Annotated in this window: 15 protein-coding genes; 10 read left to right on the top strand and 5 right to left on the bottom strand. The window is 73.1% G+C overall.

Translation table 11 applies throughout. From position 1 onward, the window contains the following. Position 1 precedes the first annotated feature (1 nt). Genes BGO15_RS12990 through BGO15_RS12980 form a run of 3 tightly spaced genes read right to left on the bottom strand, consistent with a single transcriptional unit; the run spans position 2 to position 2579 of the window. On the bottom strand, positions 2–1171 hold the full coding sequence (locus tag BGO15_RS12990) for a thiolase family protein (RefSeq protein ID WP_056518861.1): 1170 nt from the start codon (positions 1169–1171) through the stop codon (positions 2–4). Beyond that, the gene (locus BGO15_RS12985; protein WP_056206385.1) at positions 1171–1827 is read right to left on the bottom strand and encodes a 3-oxoacid CoA-transferase subunit B; all 657 of its coding nucleotides are present in this window, start codon (positions 1825–1827) and stop codon (positions 1171–1173) included. The genes BGO15_RS12990 and BGO15_RS12985 overlap by 1 nt, the downstream gene beginning before the upstream one ends. Continuing rightward, the gene (locus BGO15_RS12980) at positions 1824–2579 is read right to left on the bottom strand and encodes a 3-oxoacid CoA-transferase subunit A (RefSeq protein ID WP_056206383.1); all 756 of its coding nucleotides are present in this window, start codon (positions 2577–2579) and stop codon (positions 1824–1826) included. The genes BGO15_RS12985 and BGO15_RS12980 overlap by 4 nt, the downstream gene beginning before the upstream one ends. 209 nt (positions 2580–2788) lie before the next feature. On the opposite strand from BGO15_RS12980, the gene BGO15_RS12975 reads away from it, so the two are divergent. From BGO15_RS12975 to BGO15_RS12965, 3 genes are read left to right on the top strand one after another with little or no spacing between them, the layout of a single operon-like run. Then, entirely contained in the window at positions 2789–4519 is a 1731-nt protein-coding gene (locus BGO15_RS12975) for an FAD-dependent oxidoreductase (protein ID WP_056518899.1), read from the top strand. Continuing rightward, positions 4516–5370 carry a sugar phosphate isomerase/epimerase family protein gene (locus BGO15_RS12970; protein ID WP_056206381.1) on the top strand — a complete coding sequence of 285 codons (855 nt, stop codon included), beginning with the start codon at positions 4516–4518 and terminating at the stop codon, positions 5368–5370. Before BGO15_RS12975 ends, BGO15_RS12970 begins: the two co-directional genes overlap by 4 nt. After that, positions 5367–7115: an FAD-dependent oxidoreductase gene (locus BGO15_RS12965; RefSeq protein ID WP_056518863.1), complete on the top strand. Its 1749-nt coding sequence runs from the start codon at positions 5367–5369 to the stop codon at positions 7113–7115. Before BGO15_RS12970 ends, BGO15_RS12965 begins: the two co-directional genes overlap by 4 nt. Here BGO15_RS12965 and BGO15_RS12960 read toward each other — a convergent pair. Then, positions 7037–7528 (bottom strand): VOC family protein, encoded by a 492-nt coding sequence (locus BGO15_RS12960; protein ID WP_056206374.1) that lies wholly within the window; start codon positions 7526–7528, stop codon positions 7037–7039. The genes BGO15_RS12965 and BGO15_RS12960 overlap by 79 nt on opposite strands. A 130-nt stretch (positions 7529–7658) precedes the next feature. On the opposite strand from BGO15_RS12960, the gene BGO15_RS12955 reads away from it, so the two are divergent. The 3 genes from BGO15_RS12955 to BGO15_RS12945 all read left to right on the top strand — a co-directional run bounded on the left by BGO15_RS12955 (position 7659) and on the right by BGO15_RS12945 (position 11070). Further along, positions 7659–8570 (top strand): LysR substrate-binding domain-containing protein, encoded by a 912-nt coding sequence (locus BGO15_RS12955; RefSeq protein WP_056206372.1) that lies wholly within the window; start codon positions 7659–7661, stop codon positions 8568–8570. A 159-nt stretch (positions 8571–8729) separates the two neighbouring features. Continuing rightward, positions 8730–10115: an MFS transporter gene (locus BGO15_RS12950; RefSeq protein WP_056206370.1), complete on the top strand. Its 1386-nt coding sequence runs from the start codon at positions 8730–8732 to the stop codon at positions 10113–10115. A 73-nt stretch (positions 10116–10188) separates the two neighbouring features. Beyond that, the gene (locus tag BGO15_RS12945; RefSeq protein WP_056518865.1) at positions 10189–11070 is read left to right on the top strand and encodes a shikimate dehydrogenase; all 882 of its coding nucleotides are present in this window, start codon (positions 10189–10191) and stop codon (positions 11068–11070) included. 44 nt (positions 11071–11114) lie between these two features. Here BGO15_RS12945 and BGO15_RS12940 read toward each other — a convergent pair whose 3' ends face one another. Further along, a complete protein-coding gene (locus tag BGO15_RS12940; protein ID WP_200930826.1) occupies positions 11115–11852 on the bottom strand; it encodes an SDR family NAD(P)-dependent oxidoreductase in 738 nt (245 codons plus the stop codon). Between the two features lie 146 nt (positions 11853–11998). Between BGO15_RS12940 and BGO15_RS12935 the strand changes: the two genes are divergently transcribed. From BGO15_RS12935 to BGO15_RS12920, 4 genes are read left to right on the top strand one after another with little or no spacing between them, the layout of a single operon-like run. Continuing rightward, positions 11999–12295, top strand: a complete 297-nt coding sequence (locus BGO15_RS12935) for a YciI family protein (protein ID WP_056518867.1) — start codon at positions 11999–12001, stop codon at positions 12293–12295. Then, positions 12292–13341 carry an alcohol dehydrogenase catalytic domain-containing protein gene (locus tag BGO15_RS12930; protein ID WP_056518868.1) on the top strand — a complete coding sequence of 350 codons (1050 nt, stop codon included), beginning with the start codon at positions 12292–12294 and terminating at the stop codon, positions 13339–13341. Before BGO15_RS12935 ends, BGO15_RS12930 begins: the two co-directional genes overlap by 4 nt. Further along, complete coding sequence (locus BGO15_RS12925; RefSeq protein ID WP_056206363.1) at positions 13338–14987, top strand: FAD-dependent oxidoreductase; 1650 nt, start codon at positions 13338–13340, stop codon at positions 14985–14987. The genes BGO15_RS12930 and BGO15_RS12925 overlap by 4 nt, the downstream gene beginning before the upstream one ends. Then, positions 14984–16024 (top strand): Gfo/Idh/MocA family protein, encoded by a 1041-nt coding sequence (locus BGO15_RS12920; RefSeq protein ID WP_056206360.1) that lies wholly within the window; start codon positions 14984–14986, stop codon positions 16022–16024. Before BGO15_RS12925 ends, BGO15_RS12920 begins: the two co-directional genes overlap by 4 nt. The last annotated feature ends 1 nt before the right edge of the window (position 16025 follow it).

Raw genomic sequence — 16025 nt, 5'->3', positions numbered from 1 at the left:
TCTATCTTTCCAGCACCACCGCGAGGCCCTGACCGACCCCGATGCACAGCGCCGCCACGGCGACGCCGCCACCGCGACGGGCGAGCTCGTGCGCGGCGTGACCGAGCACCCGACCCCCGGAGGCCCCGAGCGGGTGACCGATCGCGATGGCGCCGCCGTGCACGTTGACCTTCGCGGGATCGAGGTCGGGCCAGCCGGCGATGCACGCGAGCGACTGCGACGCGAACGCCTCGTTCAGCTCGACCACGTCGACGTCGGCCCAGGTGCGACCGGCTGCGGCGAGCGCCTTGTTCGCCGCCTCGATCGGCGCGATGGGGAACACGTCGGGGTCGACCCCGTGGGTCGCCCGGCCCGCGATGCGCGCGAGCGGCTCCCCCTCGATCTCCCCTTCGGCGGCGAGCAGCACGGCGGAGGCGCCGTCGTTGATCGAGGAGGAATTGCCCGCGGTGACGCTGCCGTCGGCGGCGAAGAGGGCCTTCAGCCCCGCGAGCTTCTCGACCGAGGTGTCGTCGCGGATGCCCTCGTCGCGCGCCAGGTCGACACCGGGCACGGCGACGATCTCGGGGGCGTACACACCGTCCGCCCAGGCCTGTGCGGCGAGCCGGTGCGAGCGCACCGCGAAGGCGTCCTGCGCGTCGCGGTCGATGCCCCACTCGCGGGCGATCTTCTCGGCCGACTCGCCGTTGCTGATCGTCCACGGCGTCGGCAGCGCGCGGTTGACCATGCGCCAGCCGATCGACGTGTTCCACATCGTCTGGTTGCCCGTCGCCAGCCATGGCTTCGGCGACTTCTCGACGACGAACGGGGCGCGGCTCATCGACTCCACGCCGCCGGTGAGCACGATGCGGGCGTCGCCCGACTCGATCGCGCGGGCCCCCTGGATCGCCGCCTCGAGCGACGAGGCGCACAGCCTGTTGACCGTGACCCCCGTGACGCTCGTGGGGAAACCTGCCAGGAGAGCCCCGAATCGGGCGACGTTGCGGTTGTCCTCGCCGGCCTGGTTCGCGTCGCCGAAGATGACGTCGGCGATGCGGGCGGGATCGATGCCCGCGCGCTCGACGCTCGCGCTCATGACGACGGCGGCGAGGTCGTCGGGGCGCACGCCCGACAGGGCGCCGCCACCTCGGCCGAAGGGGGTGCGGACGGCGTCGTAGACGAAAGCGGCGGGCATCAGTGCTCCTCGGCGGTGGCGTCGGCGAGCGCGAGCCCGGTGAGGGCGCGCAGGTCGTCGACGGTCGTGTCGCCGAACGCCTCGCGCACGGCGAAGCCGTCGGGGGTGACGTCGAAGACGGCGTGGTCGGTGTACACCCGCGAGACGCAACCGACGCCGGTGAGCGGGTAGGAGCACGCGGCGACGAGCTTGGACTCGCCCTGTTTGGTGAGGAGGTCGGTCATGACGTAGACGGCCTTCGCGCCGATGGCGAGGTCCATCGCGCCGCCGACCGCGGGGATCGCACCCGGCTCCCCGGTGGACCAGTTCGCCAGGTCGCCGTTCTCGGCGACCTGGAACGCACCCAGCACGCACACGTCGAGGTGGCCGCCGCGCATCATCGCGAACGAGTCGGCGTGGTGGAAGTAGGCGGCTCCGGCGAGGGCGGTGACCGCCTGCTTGCCCGCGTTGATGAGGTCGGGGTCGACGAGGCCGTCGTCGGGCGCACCGCCCATGCCGAGCAGGCCGTTCTCGGTGTGCAGCACGATCTCCTGGTCGTCGGGCAGGAAGTTGGCGACGAGGGTCGGGGCGCCGATGCCGAGGTTCACGTACGACCCCTCGGGGATGTCGGCGGCGATGCGGCGCGCGAGCTCCGCGCGCGAGATGCGGGTGGTCATCGGGCTCTCCCCTCACCGGCGGATGCCGCGGCGGCGCGTCCTTCGAGGTCGACGCCGCCGACGAACACGCCGTCGTCGAGCCACGCGCGCTCGCCCACCGCGACGACGCGGTCGACGAAGATGCCGGGCGTGACGACGGACTCGGGGTCGATCGCGCCGAGCGGCACGATCTCGTCGACCTGGGCGACGGTCACGGTGGCGGCGGTCGCCATCACGGGGCCGAAGTTGCGCGCGGTCTCGCGGAAGACGAGGTTGCCCCAGCGGTCGCCGCGCAGCGCGCTGATGAGCGCGATGTCGGCACGGATCGGCTGTTCGAGCACGTAGGTGCGACCGTCGATGACCCGGGTCTCCTTGCCCGCGGCGAGCTCGGTGCCCACGCCGGTCGGGGAGAAGAAGCCGCCGATGCCGGCGCCGGCGGCGCGGATGCGCTCGGCGAGATTGCCCTGCGGCACGAGCTCGAGCTCGATCTCCCCGGCGCGGTAGAGACCGTCGAACACCCACGAGTCGCTCTGGCGGGGGAAGGAGCAGACGATACGGCGCACGCGGCGTGCGGCGAGCAGCGCCGCGAGGCCGGTGTCGCCGTTGCCGGCGTTGTTCGCGACGATCGTCAGGTCGCCGGCACCCTGCGCGATGAGGGCGTCGATGAGCTCGACCGGCTGACCCGCACGACCGAAGCCGCCGATCATCACGGTGGCTCCGTCGCGGATGCCGCGCACGGCGGCCGCCGGGTCGGCGACGACTTTGTCGATCATGGTGCTCCGTCGGGGTGATGTTCGTTGAGCGAACGCATGTTCTTTCTGCGAACAGACTAACGCGGCATCCGAGGTTCGTCCAGACCGGCATTGCAGATGCCGCGATCGCGTGTATATCGTTGCGCCACACGGATTGATCCCCATTAAGTGCACCGTCTACATAGAGTGTGCGCGCGAGGATCCCACCGACAGGGCCGATGGAGGACCTCATGGCAGCAGTCGACGACGACACCGATCTCGCCTACGACGTGGTGGTCGTCGGCGCCGGCGCGGGCGGGCTCGCCGCCGCCGTCGCCGCGGCGCACCACGGCGCACGTGTGCTCGTGCTCGAGGCGGCCGACGTGTGCGGCGGCGCCACGGCCTGGTCGGGCGGCTGGCTCTGGGCGCCGCGCACGCTGCTCGCCCACGAGGCCGGCGTCGACGAGTCGGCCGAGGACGTCACGGCCTACCTGCGGGCCGCGCTCGGCGCCGACTTCGACGAGGAGCGGATCGCCGCGTTCCTCGACGGGGCGCCCGAGATGGTCGAGTTCTTCCACACGCGCACCGCCCTGCAGTTCGTGCCCGGAAGCCGCATCAACGACATCTACGGCGACCTGCCGCACGCCGGCACCGGCAACCGATCCGCGGCACCCCGCCCCCTCAACGCCCGCCGCCTCAGCCGGCGCACCCGCCGCCTGCTGCGCGGGCAGCTGTACGAGACCTCCTTCCTCGGGATGGGCATCATGGCCGGTCCCGACCTCGGCGCGTTCCTCGCCGCGGCCCGCGGCAGCCTGCGCGGCATCTGGCACTGCTTCTGGCGGGTCGGCCTGCATCTGATCGACCTCGTGACCCACCGGCGCGGCCTGCAGCTCGTCAACGGCACCGCGCTGGTCGGCCGTCTGCTGCAGTCCGCCGAGGACGCCGGGGTCGACATCCGCGTGAACACCCCGGCCACCGCGCTCGAGCGCGACGCCGACGGGCGCGTCGTCGGGGTCGCCGCCACCTCTCCCGACGGCCCGCTGCACGTCACCGCGCGGCACGGCGTGGTGCTCGCCGCCGGCGGGTTCCCCCGGGACATCCCCCGTCGCGGCGAACTGTTCCCCCGCACGCCGGGCGGCCGCGACCACTGGACCCTCGCCCCCGCCACCGCCGACGGCACCGGCATCCGCCTGGGCGAGAGCGCCGGCGGCCACGTGCGCACCGGGGCCTCGGCGGGCGCCTGGTGCCCCGTCTCCCTCGTGCCCTACCGCAACGGCCGGGTCGGCACCTTCCCGCACATCATGGACCGCGCGAAGCCCGGCTCGATCGGCGTCGTGAGCACCGGGCGTCGCTTCGTCAACGAGGCGAACGGCTACTACGACTACGTGACCGCCCTGTTCGAGGCGGCACCCGAGGGCGAGCCGGTGCAGGCCTGGCAGATCGCCGACGCACGGTTCGTGCGCCGCTTCCCGCTGGGCATGGCGAAGCCTCGGCCCGTGCCGCTGTTCCCCTACGTGCGCAGCGGCTACCTCACCAAGGCCCGCACCCTCGGCGAGCTCGCCCGCCGCTGCGGCATCGACGAACAGGGCCTCATCGACACCGTGCAGCGCTTCAACACCGCGGCGCGAGCGGGCGTCGACCCCGAGTTCGGCCGCGGCAGCACCCCCTTCAACCGCTACGGCGGCGACCCGTCGAGTCATCCGAACCCGTCCCTCGCGCCGCTCGAACGCGGCCCGTTCTACGCCGTGCGCATCCTGCCGGGATCCTTCGGCACGTTCGCCGGCCTCGACACCGACGCGCGCTCGCGGGTGCTCGACGACGCTCGGCACCCGATCGCCGGGCTCTACGCCGTCGGCGCCGACCAGGCGAACGTCATGGGCGGCCACTATCCCGCCGGCGGCGTCAACATCGGCCCCGCGCTCACGTTCGGGTTCCTCGCGGGCCGCGAGCTCGCGCGCGCCGAGGTCGAGGCGACCCGATGACCCGGCGGCTCGGCGTCGCCCATCTGACGCTGCTGAACCTCACCCCTCCCGAGGTCGTCGCGACCGCGGCGCAGGCCGGCTTCGACTTCGTCGGACTGCGGGTGAAGGCCGTCACGGCGAACGAACGCGCCTACCCGATGGACGCCCGCTCGCCGATGCTCGCCGAGACCCGCCTGCGCCTCGCGGACACCGGTCTCGTCGTCGAGGACATCGAGTTCCTGCCGCTGACGGCCGAGGTGACCGCCGATGACTGGCTGCCCGTGCTCGAATCGGGGGCCGCCCTCGGCGCCACCGGCCTCACCGTCGCCGGCGCGGACCCCGATCGCGGACGCCTCACCGACACGCTCGCGCGTCTGACGGCGGATGCCGCGGCCCACGGCATCCGCCCCCTGATCGAGCCGATCAGCTACCAGCCGCTGTCGTCGATCCCGGATGCCGCGGCCCTCGCCCGCGCGACCGGCGCCGCCGTGCTCATCGACCCCCTGCACCTGCAGCGGGGTCCGAGCAGCGTCGACGACGTCGCCGCGCTCGAGCCGTCGCTGCTGCCGGTCGCCCAGCTGTGCGACGGGGCCGCCCTCCCGCCGGGGCCGACCGTCGAGGACCGTCTCACCGAGGCCCGCCGCGCCCGCCGCGTCATCGGTCAGGGCGACTTCCCCCTCGACCGGCTCATCGCGGCGCTGCCCGCGCACATCCCGCTGAGCGTGGAGGTGCCCGACGCGGCACTGCAGGCGCAGCTCACCCCCCGCGAATGGGCCGTGCTCAACGCGCGGGCCCTGCGCGAACTGCTCGCACGCGCCGACGCGCGCGCCGCGGCATCCGACCCCCGACACGAGAGCGAGATCACCCGATGAGCACCACCGACACCTGGGACGAGACCGTCGATCTGCTGGTCGTCGGCGCGGGAGCGGGCGGCCTCGCCGCCGCGCTGACCGGCGCCGACCACGGCCTCGACGTGCTCGTCGCCGAACGCACCGAGTTCCTCGGCGGCACCACGGCGTACTCGGCGGGCACCTGCTGGATGCCCGACCACCGCCATCAGCGCGCCCTCGGCCTCACCGGTGAGCGCGAGGCGGCGAGCCGCTACCTCGACACGCTCGTCGGCGACAAGGCCCCCCGCGAGCTGCGCGAGGCCTACCTCGAGCGCGGTCCCGAGATGATCGACTACCTCGACCGGCTCGGTGTGCGGTTCTACCACTCGACGACGGTGGTCGACTATCACCCCGAGATCGAGGGCGCCGGCATCGGGCGGGCGCTCGAGCCCGAGGTGTTCGACGCCCGCGTGCTCGGCCCCGAGGGGCTGCGGCGGGTGCGTCGCCCCGTGCCGGAGTTCGCCCTGTTCGGCGGCACCCTGATGGTGCGCCGCGCGGAGGTGGGACAGCTGCTGCGTCTGTTCGAGTGGTCGCCGAAGGCGGCGGCGCTCGCGCTGCGTCTCGGCGTGCGGTGGTTCTTCGACCTGTGGCGGTTCCCGCGCGGCACCCGGCTCGCGATGGGCAACGCGCTCGTCGCCCGGCTCTCGCACGAGCTCACCCGGCGCGGCGGGCGGCTGAGCTTCGACACCTCGGTGCGGGAGCTCGTGGTCGAGGATGGCCGCGTCGTGGGCGCCGTGCTCGCCGCGGGCGGCGTCGAGCGGCGGGTGCGCGCCCGTCGCGGCGTCGTGCTCGCCGGCGGCGGCTTCTCGGCCGGGGGCGCCTGGCGTGCCGAGCGGATGCCGCATCCCACCCCCCAATTCACCCGCGCCTCCGAGGGATCCACCGGGTCGACGCTCGAGGTCGGGGTCGCCGCCGGCGGCACCCTCGGACCCGACCACGGCGACAACACGTTCTGGTTCCCGAGCTCGATCGGCGTGCGCCGCGACGGGTCGCGGGTCGTGTTCCCCCACATCTGGGACCGCGCGAAGCCCGGCATCGTCGCCGTCGGACGCAGCGGCACGCGGTTCGTCGACGAATCGGTCTCGTACCACCGCTTCACCCGGGCGATGTACGCGTCGCTCGGCGCCCAGGATGCGATCCCGGCCTGGCTCGTGATCGATGCGCGCGCCCTGCACGCGTACGGGCTCGGGATGATCCGCCCGCACACCCCGCGGCGGGTGCTCGACCGCTACGTGCGCCAGGGCTACATCCATCGCGCGGACTCGATCGCGGCGCTCGCCGCCCGCATCGGGGTCGACCCGTCGGGGCTCGAGGCGACGGTCGCCGCCAACAACCGCTTCGCCCAGACCGGCGTCGACGAGGAGTTCCACAAGGGCGAGAGCAGCTTCGGCCGCCAGTACGGCGACCCGACGCACACGCCGAACGTGAACCTCGGTCCGATCGCGCAGGCGCCGTACTACGCACTCCCGCTCGTGCCGACGCCGCTCGGCACGGCGCTGGGCCTGCGCACCGACACCCGCGCCCACGTGCTCGACGCCGACGATGCCCCGATCATGGGGCTCTACGCCGTCGGCAACGACGCGGACTCGGTCATGGCCGCCGAGTACCCGGGCGCCGGCTGCCAGGTCGGCGCCGGCCTCACGTTCGGCTACGTCGCCGGGCGGGATGCCGCGGGGCTCGACAGCGTCTCGACGAAGAACCCGAGCGCGGCGGTGGTGTCGAAGTAGGCGTAGCGCACCCCGTTGCCTCGCACCGACGATCCCTCCTGGCGCACCGCGATCCCGCGCTGCGCCAGGGCGTCGACGACGGCGGCGTGGTCGTCGACGGCGAAGCGCACGTGGTGGAGCCCCGGGCCGCGCTCGTCGAGGAACTCCTGCCAGATGTCGTCGCCGCCACGAGGCGAGAGGAACTCGAGCTCGAGTCCGAACAGGTGGTAGAAGAGCGCCCCGACGCGCGTGTCGGTCGCGCGGCCGCGGTGCGTGGCATCCGGATAGTGGTTCTCCGACCGCGAGGTCGGCTCGACACCGAACACGAGGCGCATGCCCGCCTCGACGGCGTCGAGGTCGGCCACGACGATGCCGACCTGGTCGAGTGCGGAGGCGAGGTCTGCGAGAGCGGGCGGGGTGGGGGATGAGGACATCGGCGTCTCCGGGGATCGTGTGGACTCTGCGCATTGACTATGTGTTGCAGAGTCATAAAGATGTGATCATTGAATTGTCGTGAGGATATAACTCTCGCGACCCCGCCGCACTCCCCCGAAACGAGGAACCGTGGAAGCACGCTGGCTCGAGGCCTTCGTCGCCGTCGCCGAGGAACTGCACTTCGGCCGCGCCGCGCAACGGCTGCACATCGCGCAGTCTCCGCTCAGCCAGACGATCCGCCGGCTGGAATCGAGCATCGGCACCAGCCTGTTCGACCGCAACACGCGCAGCGTCTCGCTCACCCCCGCGGGACGGGCGCTCCTCCCCCTCGCCTACCGGGTGCTGCAGGACATCACCCTGGCGACCGCCGCCGCCCGCGCCGCTTCCGGGCGGGTACACGGCAGCGTGCGCATCGGGTTCTCCGGCGCGTTCAACCACATGACGCTCCCCGTGCTCGCCCGCGCCATCCGCCGCGAGCTGCCCGATGTCGACCTGCAGCTGGTCAGCCGCGTGCGCACCGGCGACGGCATCGCGAAGCTGCGCAACGGCACGCTCGACATCGCCTTCGTGGGCCTTCCCCTCGGCACCGGCGGCGACATCGACTTCCGGCTCATCGCCCGCAGCGAGATGGGCGCCGTGCTGCCGGTCGACCACCCGCTCGCCGACGAGCCCGAGATCGCGGTGCGCCAGCTCGCCGACGACGACTTCCTCTCGATGCCCATGGACGGCTCCTCGACCATGGCCGAGGGCCTCGTGCGCTGCTGCACCGCCGCGGGGTTCCGTCCCCGGGTGACCCAGGAGGTCACCGACCCGTACATGATGCTGACCTTCGTGGCCACCGGCATGGGGGTCACGATCGCCGCCGAGGACCTCGCGTCGATCATGCCCCGCGGCGCCCGCTGGGTGCGGCTCAGTGACGCCCCCTCCTACATGCACCACGGCATCGCGTGGGTGCCGTCGGAGCAGACCGCGGCGGTCTCCGCGGTGCTCGAGCTGTCCCAGCGCATCCTGCCGACGCCCCTGATCCCGGCCGGGACGTGACATCCGAATTGTGCCGAACGGGCGCACAGTCATTGACCTTTTCGATCGTGGACGCGCAAGATCGCCGGTGTCAGGCTGACACGCATCGATCGCAACCGCGGTCGATTGTCAATGACGACGGCACCTGATTCCGGCGTCACCCGAATCGAAAGCGCAGACATGTCAGCGAAGACAGTTCCGCCTCAGCCCCCCAAGAACAACGCCCGCATCGCCGCCGTCTCCGGCTTCGTCGGGAGCGCCCTCGAGTACTACGACTTCTTCATCTACGCCTCCGCCGCGGCGCTCATCTTCCCCCACATCTTCTTCCCCTCCGGCCAGCCCGGCGTCACCACCCTGCTCTCGTTCGCCACGGTCGGCGTCGCCTACGTCGCCCGCCCGTTCGGCGCGATCCTCTGGGGCCACATCGGCGACCGTTTCGGCCGCAAGCGCGCCCTCCTCGCGTGCCTCGTGATCATGGGCGTCGCGACCTTCCTGGTCGGCTGCATGCCCACCTGGGATGCCATCGGCATCGCCGCGCCGATCATCATCGTGGTGCTGCGCCTCATCCAGGGCATCTCCGCCGGCGGTGAGTCGCCCGGGTCGAGCTCGCTCACCCTCGAGCATGCCCCCGACCGCCGTCGCGCGTTCTTCACCAGCTGGACCATGGGCGGGATCATGTTCGGCATCGTGATCTCGAGCCTCGTGTTCATCCCGATCGCGGCCCTTCCCGAAGACGCCCTGCTCAGCTGGGGCTGGCGCATCCCGTTCTGGGCGTCGGCGATCGTCACGGTCGTGGCGATCATCCTGCGGCGCATGCTCGACGAGCCCGAGATCTTCGAGGACATCAAGAAGTCCGACGAGGTGTCGGCGGTGCCGATCGCGTCGCTGTTCGGTCACAACGGGCTCACTGTCGTGCGCATCACCCTGATGTCGCTGTTCACCGTGATCAACACGATGTTCAACGTGTTCCTTCTCGCGTACGGCACGACCGTCGGCGGGATGCCACGCGAGTCGCTGCTGTGGGTCATCACTGTCGCGAACTTCACCGCCGTGGTCGTCGGCCCGTTCGTGGGCATGCTCGCCGACCGCATCGGCCGCAAGCCCGTCTTCCTCACCGGGCTCGTGCTGCAGTCGCTCACGATCTACGCGCTGCTCGCCGCGGTCGACGCCGGCAACCTCGCCCTCACCTGGGTGCTCGGCGTGTTCCTCATCGGCGTCGCGTACACGCTCTCGAACGCGGTCTACCCGGCCTACTTCCCCGAGCAGTTCCCGGCCCGCGTGCGCTACACCGGCATGGCGGTGAGCCTGATGCTCGGTCTCGTGCTCGCCGGCTTCACGCCGACGATCGCCCAGGGCTTCGTGACCGGTGAGGGCAACACGCAGAACTGGCCCGCTGTCGCCTGGTTCACCATCGCGATCGTCGTGATCTCGGGCATCGCGACACTGTTCGCCCCCGAGACCGCGCGCACGCCCACGGCGAAGCTCGGACTCACGCGGGCCGAGCTCAAGGAGGCCGAGGCGGCCCAGGCGCAGCCCGCGACCGAGCGGGTCTCCGCATCGGCGTGACCGACACACCACGCCGGAAGGGATCGGATGCGCGGCATCCGGTCCCTTTCGGCACGACCGAGAGGACGTCACCATGACGACACCGGCCCCCTCCTACCTCGTCGGCCTCATCGGCGCCGGCATCGGATCGTCGGTCACCCCGGCGCTGCACGAGTCCGAGGCGGATGCCGCGGGCCTGCGCTACCTCTATCGCACGATCGACATCGACGTGCTCGGCTACGGCGTCGACGCCACGGTGGAGCTCATCCGCCGGGCCGGCGACCTCGGATACGACGCGCTGAACATCACCCATCCGTGCAAGCTCGCGGCGATCGACGCCCTCGACGAGGTGTCGCCCGACGTCGCACTGCTCGGCTCGGTGAACACGGTGCTGTTCCGGGACGGACGCGCGATCGGGCACAACACCGACCACTCCGGGTTCGCGCGGGGGCTGCGCGACGGGCTCGCCGGTCGCCCGCGTGACGCCGTGCTGCTGGTCGGGGCAGGCGGCGCCGGCGCCGCGATCGCGTACGCGCTGCTGAGCGCGGGCGTGCGCCGCCTCGAGATCGCGGATGCCGCCCCCACCCGCACGGGAGCGGTGATGCGCGCGCTCGCACCGGCCTTCCCCGACGCCGAGCTGCGCGCGCTCGCGCTCGACGAGGTCGCCGACGCCGCCGCCCGGGTCGACGGACTGGTGAACGCGACCCCGGTGGGGATGGTCGGTCACGACGGCATCCCGGTGGATGCCGCGCTGCTCCGCCCGCCGCTGTGGGTCGCCGACGCGGTCTACCGTCCGGTGCGCACGCAGCTGATCGCCGCGGCCGATGACGCGGGCTGCGCGGTGCTCGACGGTGGGCGGATGGTGGTCAACCAAGCGGCCGACACGTTCCGGCTGATCACGGGCATCGAGCCCGACCGGGAGCGCATGCGCGCCGTCTTCCTCGACCGGCTGGGGGCCGCGACGCTCGCCGGATGAGGCGGGCGCACGGGTGGGCGGCGCGATCCGCCCACCCGTGAGGGTCAGAAGTCGGCGCGGCCGCCGGACAGGTCGAATGCCGTGCCGGTGGTGAAGCTGCACGCATCGCTCGAGATCCACATGACGGTCGAGGCGACCTCGTCGATCTGCAGGAAGCGCCCCATCGGGATGAGCGCCCGCGTCCGTTCGATGAAGGCCGGCGGGAGTTGCGCGAACAGGTCGGTCTGCACCATGACGGGCGTGACCGCGTTGACGGTGACGCCGTCGTGGATGAGCTCGCGGGCGAGCGACTTCGTCAGCCCGACGACGCCGTGCTTCGCGGCCGAGTAGGCGGCGAGCTCGGGGTTTCCCTCCTTGCCCGCGATCGACGCGACGAACACGATCCGGCCCCACTGCTGCGCACGCATCGCGGGCGCGACGGCGCGGGCGGCGAGGAACGTGCCCGTGAGGTCGATCTCCAGCACCCGGCGCCACGCCTCCGGGTCGTAGTCCCACACGGGCGCGACGGGCCCGGTGATGCCGGCGCAGGCGACCAGCACGTCGATGCGGCCCGCCAGCGCGAGGGTCTCCTCCGCCGCAGCGGCGACGGAGGCGGCATCCGTCACGTCGACCCGCAGCGCGAGGGCGGGGGTCCAGCCGTCGACGGCCGTGGGATCGAGGTCCCAGACGACCACGCGGGCGCCCGCCGCGGCGAAGCGGGCACCGATACCGGCGCCGATGCCGCGGGCGCCGCCGGTGATGACGACCACAGCGTCGTCGAAGTCGAAAGTCACATGAGTCACGCCTGCACGTTAGTGCCGCCACTGCGGAGAATTACCCGCCTGGGGCTACATGAACATAGACGGATTTGGTCGTTCCCTGTCTTGATCATCCCTCGCATACTGGCCACCGGCGCACGCGCGCCGATCGTTCTGACGAAGGAGTCCCGATGGCGACGTTCGCGGTCACTTACGACTACGCGACCGACAGCGACCAGGTGCGCGACGCGCACCGACCCGAGCACGTGGCGTTCCTGCGCGGGCTGCACGAGGAGGGCGCGCTGTACATGAGCGGCCCCCTCGCGCAGGACCCGCCCCGGGCCCTGCTCATCTTCGAGGCGCCCGACGCCGACGCCCTCGCGGCCCGGCTCGACGCCGACCCGTTCCACCGGGTCGGCGCGATCGGCGTGCGCACCATCACGCCGTGGAACGTGTTCTTCGACCCGCGCGCGGCGGTGGTCGCATGACCATGCGCGTCGCCCGCACCGTCGCCCGCGAGCAGCTCGCGTTCGTCGAACTCCCCCGCCCCGAGCGCGCCCCCGGCGAGGTGCTCGTGCGCATCCTCGCGGTGACGCTGTGCGGCACCGACCTGCACATCTTCGAGGACGACTACCCCACCGAGCTGCCCCTGGTGCAGGGGCACGAGCTCGCGGGCGTCGTCGTCGAGACCGACCCCGACCGCGCCGACCTGCGCGGCGCGCGCGTCGTGATCGACCCGGTCGTCGCGTGCGGCGTCTGTCACGCCTGCCGGGCCGGACGGCCGAACGTGTGCGCGTCGCTGTCGGTGCTCGGCTGCTACGAGGACGGCGGCTTCGCCGAGTTCGTCGCCGTGCCGGCGACCCGGGTGCACCGGGTGCCCGCGGGCCTCCCGACGGAGGTCGCCGCTCTCGCCGAGCCGACCTCCATCGCCCTGCAGGCCGTGACCCGGTCGCGCCCGCAGCCGGGGGAGATCGCGCTCGTGCTCGGCTGCGGCCCGATCGGCCTCCTCGCCGCCCTGGCCCTCGCCGACCGCGGCGTCATCGTGCTCGCCGCCGACACCGATGCGGTGCGGGCCGCCACCGCGCGGGGCTTCGGGGCATCCGAGACCTTCGTGGTGGCCCCCGGGTTCCCGGATGCCGCGCAGCAGCGGACGATCGACGAGCTCACCGATCACGCGGGGCCGATCATCGTGATCGAGGCGACCGGCGTGCCGGCGTCGCTGCAGAACGCGGTGCGCCTCGTTGCGAGCGGCGGACGCGTCGTGCAGGTGGGCATCTCGACCCGCACCGTGGAGCTGTCGATGACCGACCTGCCGTACAAGGAGCTCGACCTGCTCGGCAGCCGCAACAGCCTCGGGCTCATCCCGCAGGGCCTCGACCTGCTGTCGCGTCACCGCGGCGCCGCCGAGCAGCTGCTCACCCACGCGTTCGCGTTCGACGACCTCGCCGACGCGTTCGCCGCGATGGCGGACCCGGCCGTGCCGACGGGCAAGATCGTGATCCGGATGCCGCTGGCCGAGGCGGTGCCGGCATGAGCGCCGTCGTGGCGCACGGCGCGGCGGCGCTCCCCCGCGACGTCGACGTGCTCGTGGTCGGCTCCGGTGCCGCCGGGCTCGTCAGCGCGCTGCGGGCGGCCGATGCCGGAGCGCGGGTGGCGGTCGTCGAGAAGGCGTCGACGATCGGCGGCACGACCGCCGCGGGCGGCGGCGTGATCTGGGCGCCGGCGACGGCGGTCGCCCGCGAACAGGGCTGGCACGACGACGCCGAAGCGGGCATCGCCTACCTGTCCGCGAGCTCGGGCCACGTCATGACCCCCGCGGCGATCGAGGGCTACGTGCGCACGATCGGCGCGGCCATCGACTACCTCGCCACCCGCACGCGGGTGCGCTTCACCGCTCTCGCCCGGCCCGACTACCGCGTCGAATGGCCCGGGGCGGCCCTCGGCGGGCGCAGCCTCGACAACGACGCGTTCGACCCGTCGAGCCACCCGGGACTCGCCGACGAGATCCGTCCGTCGTCGTACTTCCCCCTGCTCACGATGGCCGAGCGCGACAGGCTCGACGGCGCCGCCCCCGACCCGGCGCTGATCGCCGACCGCCACGCGCAGGGCGTGCGCACCATGGGCGGGGCGCTCATCGGGGCGCTCGCGGCCTCGGCGGCGGACCGCGGCATCCCGATCATCGCCGACGCCCCCATCGAGGGGCTCCGGCGCACGGAGGACGGGTGGGAGGCGACGTTCGGCGCGGTGGCCGTCATCGCCCGCGCCGTCGTGCTCGCCTCGGGCGGATTCGAGTGGAACCCCCGACTGCGGGACGCCTTCCTGTCGTTCCCGATCACGCCGATCAGCGCCCCCTCGAACGAGGGCGACGGGCTCGAGCTGGGCCTCGCCGCCGGTGCCGCCGTCGCCGACATGACGGCGATCTGGGGCGTGCCGGTGCTCACCCCGCCGGCCCAGCGCTACGACGGTCTGCCGTCGGGGCGCATGGGCAACGTCGAGATGACCCTTCCCGGGTCGATCGTGGTCAACCACGCCGGCGAGAGGTTCGTGAACGAGGCGCTCGCCTATCAGGACACGTCGCGGATGTTCGGCGACACCGACCCGACGACCGGGCGCCCGCGCAACATCCCGGCGTGGCTCGTCTTCGACGCCCGCTTCGCCCGGCGCTACGCGATCGGCGGGTCGGCCACCGGCGCCGCCCCCGACTGGGCCACGACCGCGCCGTCGCTCCCCGAGCTCGCCGTCGCCCTCGGCATCGACCCCGACGGGCTCGCCGCCACCGTGACGGCCTTCAACGCCGCGGCCGCCGACGGGCTCGACCCGGCGTTCGGGCGCGGCCAGAGCGCGCAGGACCGCTTCCTCGGCGACTCGACGCACGAGCCGAACCCGTGCCTCGCACCCCTCACTGAGGCGCCGTTCGCCGCCGTGCCGCTGTCCCCCGGAGTGCTCGGCACCTCGGGCGGCCTCGCCGTCGACGAGGACGCGCACGTGCTCGACTGGTCGGGCGCGCCGCTGCCGGGGCTGTTCGCGGCGGGGAACGTGGCGGCGGGAGTCTTCCGCAACACGTATCCGGGCGGCGGGGCGACCCTCGGGTCGGCCGTCGCACGCGCCTACGCGGCGGGCGACGCCGCCGGCCGGGAAGCCGTCGCGGCCACGTCGGCGCGGGCGGGCGTGCCCGCGTGAGCGCGGCGCCCGTACGGGTGGGGCTCGTCGGCGCCGGGGCGATCGGTCTCACCCACGCGGAGACGCTCGCCCGATCGGCGACGGCGACCCTCGTCGGCGTCGCCGACCCGACGCCCGCGGCGGCTCGGCTCGGCGACGCGCACGGGGTGCCGTCGTTCCCCGACCTCGACGCGCTGCTCGGCGCGACGGCCCCCGACGCCGTCATCATCGCCACCCCCAACGAGCTGCACGTGCCGCTCGCGCACGAGCTCGTGCGTCGCGGCATCCCGATGCTCGTCGAGAAGCCGCTCGGCGCGACCGCCGACGAGGCGACGCTGCTCGCCGACGCGGCGGCCCGTGCCGGGGTGCCGGTGCTCGTCGGGCACCACCGGCGGCACCACCCGGCCGTGCGTGCCGCGTCCGCGGCGATCGCCGAGGGGGCCCTCGGACGCATCGTCGCGGCGTCGGTCACCTCGTTCCTGCGCAAGCCCGACGACTACTTCGACGTGCCCTGGCACCGCACGGCCGGCACCGGGGGCACGTTCCTCATCAACCTCATCCACGACGTCGACCTGCTGCGGCACCTGTGCGGCGAGGTCGTCGCGGTGTCGGCCGTCGCCTCCCGCGCGGCCCGGGGGCTCGACGTCGAGGACACCGGAGCGCTCGTGCTGACATTCGCCTCCGGCGCGGTCGCGACGATCGTCGTCTCGGACATCGCCGCTGCGCCGTGGTGCTGGGATCTCACCGCGGGCGACGCGCCCCGCTTCCCCGTGCACGCTGTCGACTCGCATCGCATCGTCGGCACGGATGCCTCGGTGTCACTGCCCGACGCGACGGTGTGGTCGCATGCGGGCGAGGCCGTGTGGACGACGCCGCTGCGTGGCATCCCGTTGCCCCTCGACGCGGCGAACGCGTTCGACCGTCAGCTCGATCACTTCGCCGCCGTCGCGCGCGGCGAGGCGGAGCCGGTCGTCGGCGCCGCCGACGGCGCGCGCAACGTCGCGATCGTCGAGGCGGTGGCGCGGGCGGCGCGCACCGGGCGGAGCGTCGCGGTCTGAG

Origin of the sequence: Microbacterium sp. 71-23, from assembly GCF_001897265.1 — a bacterium.
In the GTDB taxonomy this organism is placed as follows: Bacteria; Actinomycetota; Actinomycetes; order Actinomycetales; family Microbacteriaceae; genus Microbacterium; species Microbacterium ginsengisoli.
The sequence above is the reverse complement of the archived record's forward strand: the minus strand, read 5'-3'. Positions and strand labels throughout refer to the sequence as shown.

What these genes read in the sequence shown, in the direction of transcription:
- BGO15_RS12990 (WP_056518861.1), bottom strand. Translation starts at nt 1,171, where the DNA reads ATGCCCGCCGCTTTCGTCTACGACGCCGTCCGCACCCCCTTCGGCCGA.
- BGO15_RS12985 (WP_056206385.1), bottom strand. Translation starts at nt 1,827, where the DNA reads ATGACCACCCGCATCTCGCGCGCGGAGCTCGCGCGCCGCATCGCCGCC.
- BGO15_RS12980 (WP_056206383.1), bottom strand. Translation starts at nt 2,579, where the DNA reads ATGATCGACAAAGTCGTCGCCGACCCGGCGGCCGCCGTGCGCGGCATC.
- BGO15_RS12975 (WP_056518899.1), top strand. Translation starts at nt 2,789, where the DNA reads ATGGCAGCAGTCGACGACGACACCGATCTCGCCTACGACGTGGTGGTC.
- BGO15_RS12970 (WP_056206381.1), top strand. Translation starts at nt 4,516, where the DNA reads ATGACCCGGCGGCTCGGCGTCGCCCATCTGACGCTGCTGAACCTCACC.
- BGO15_RS12965 (WP_056518863.1), top strand. Translation starts at nt 5,367, where the DNA reads ATGAGCACCACCGACACCTGGGACGAGACCGTCGATCTGCTGGTCGTC.
- BGO15_RS12960 (WP_056206374.1), bottom strand. Translation starts at nt 7,528, where the DNA reads ATGTCCTCATCCCCCACCCCGCCCGCTCTCGCAGACCTCGCCTCCGCA.
- BGO15_RS12950 (WP_056206370.1), top strand. Translation starts at nt 8,730, where the DNA reads ATGTCAGCGAAGACAGTTCCGCCTCAGCCCCCCAAGAACAACGCCCGC.
- BGO15_RS12945 (WP_056518865.1), top strand. Translation starts at nt 10,189, where the DNA reads ATGACGACACCGGCCCCCTCCTACCTCGTCGGCCTCATCGGCGCCGGC.
- BGO15_RS12935 (WP_056518867.1), top strand. Translation starts at nt 11,999, where the DNA reads ATGGCGACGTTCGCGGTCACTTACGACTACGCGACCGACAGCGACCAG.
- BGO15_RS12930 (WP_056518868.1), top strand. Translation starts at nt 12,292, where the DNA reads ATGACCATGCGCGTCGCCCGCACCGTCGCCCGCGAGCAGCTCGCGTTC.
- BGO15_RS12925 (WP_056206363.1), top strand. Translation starts at nt 13,338, where the DNA reads ATGAGCGCCGTCGTGGCGCACGGCGCGGCGGCGCTCCCCCGCGACGTC.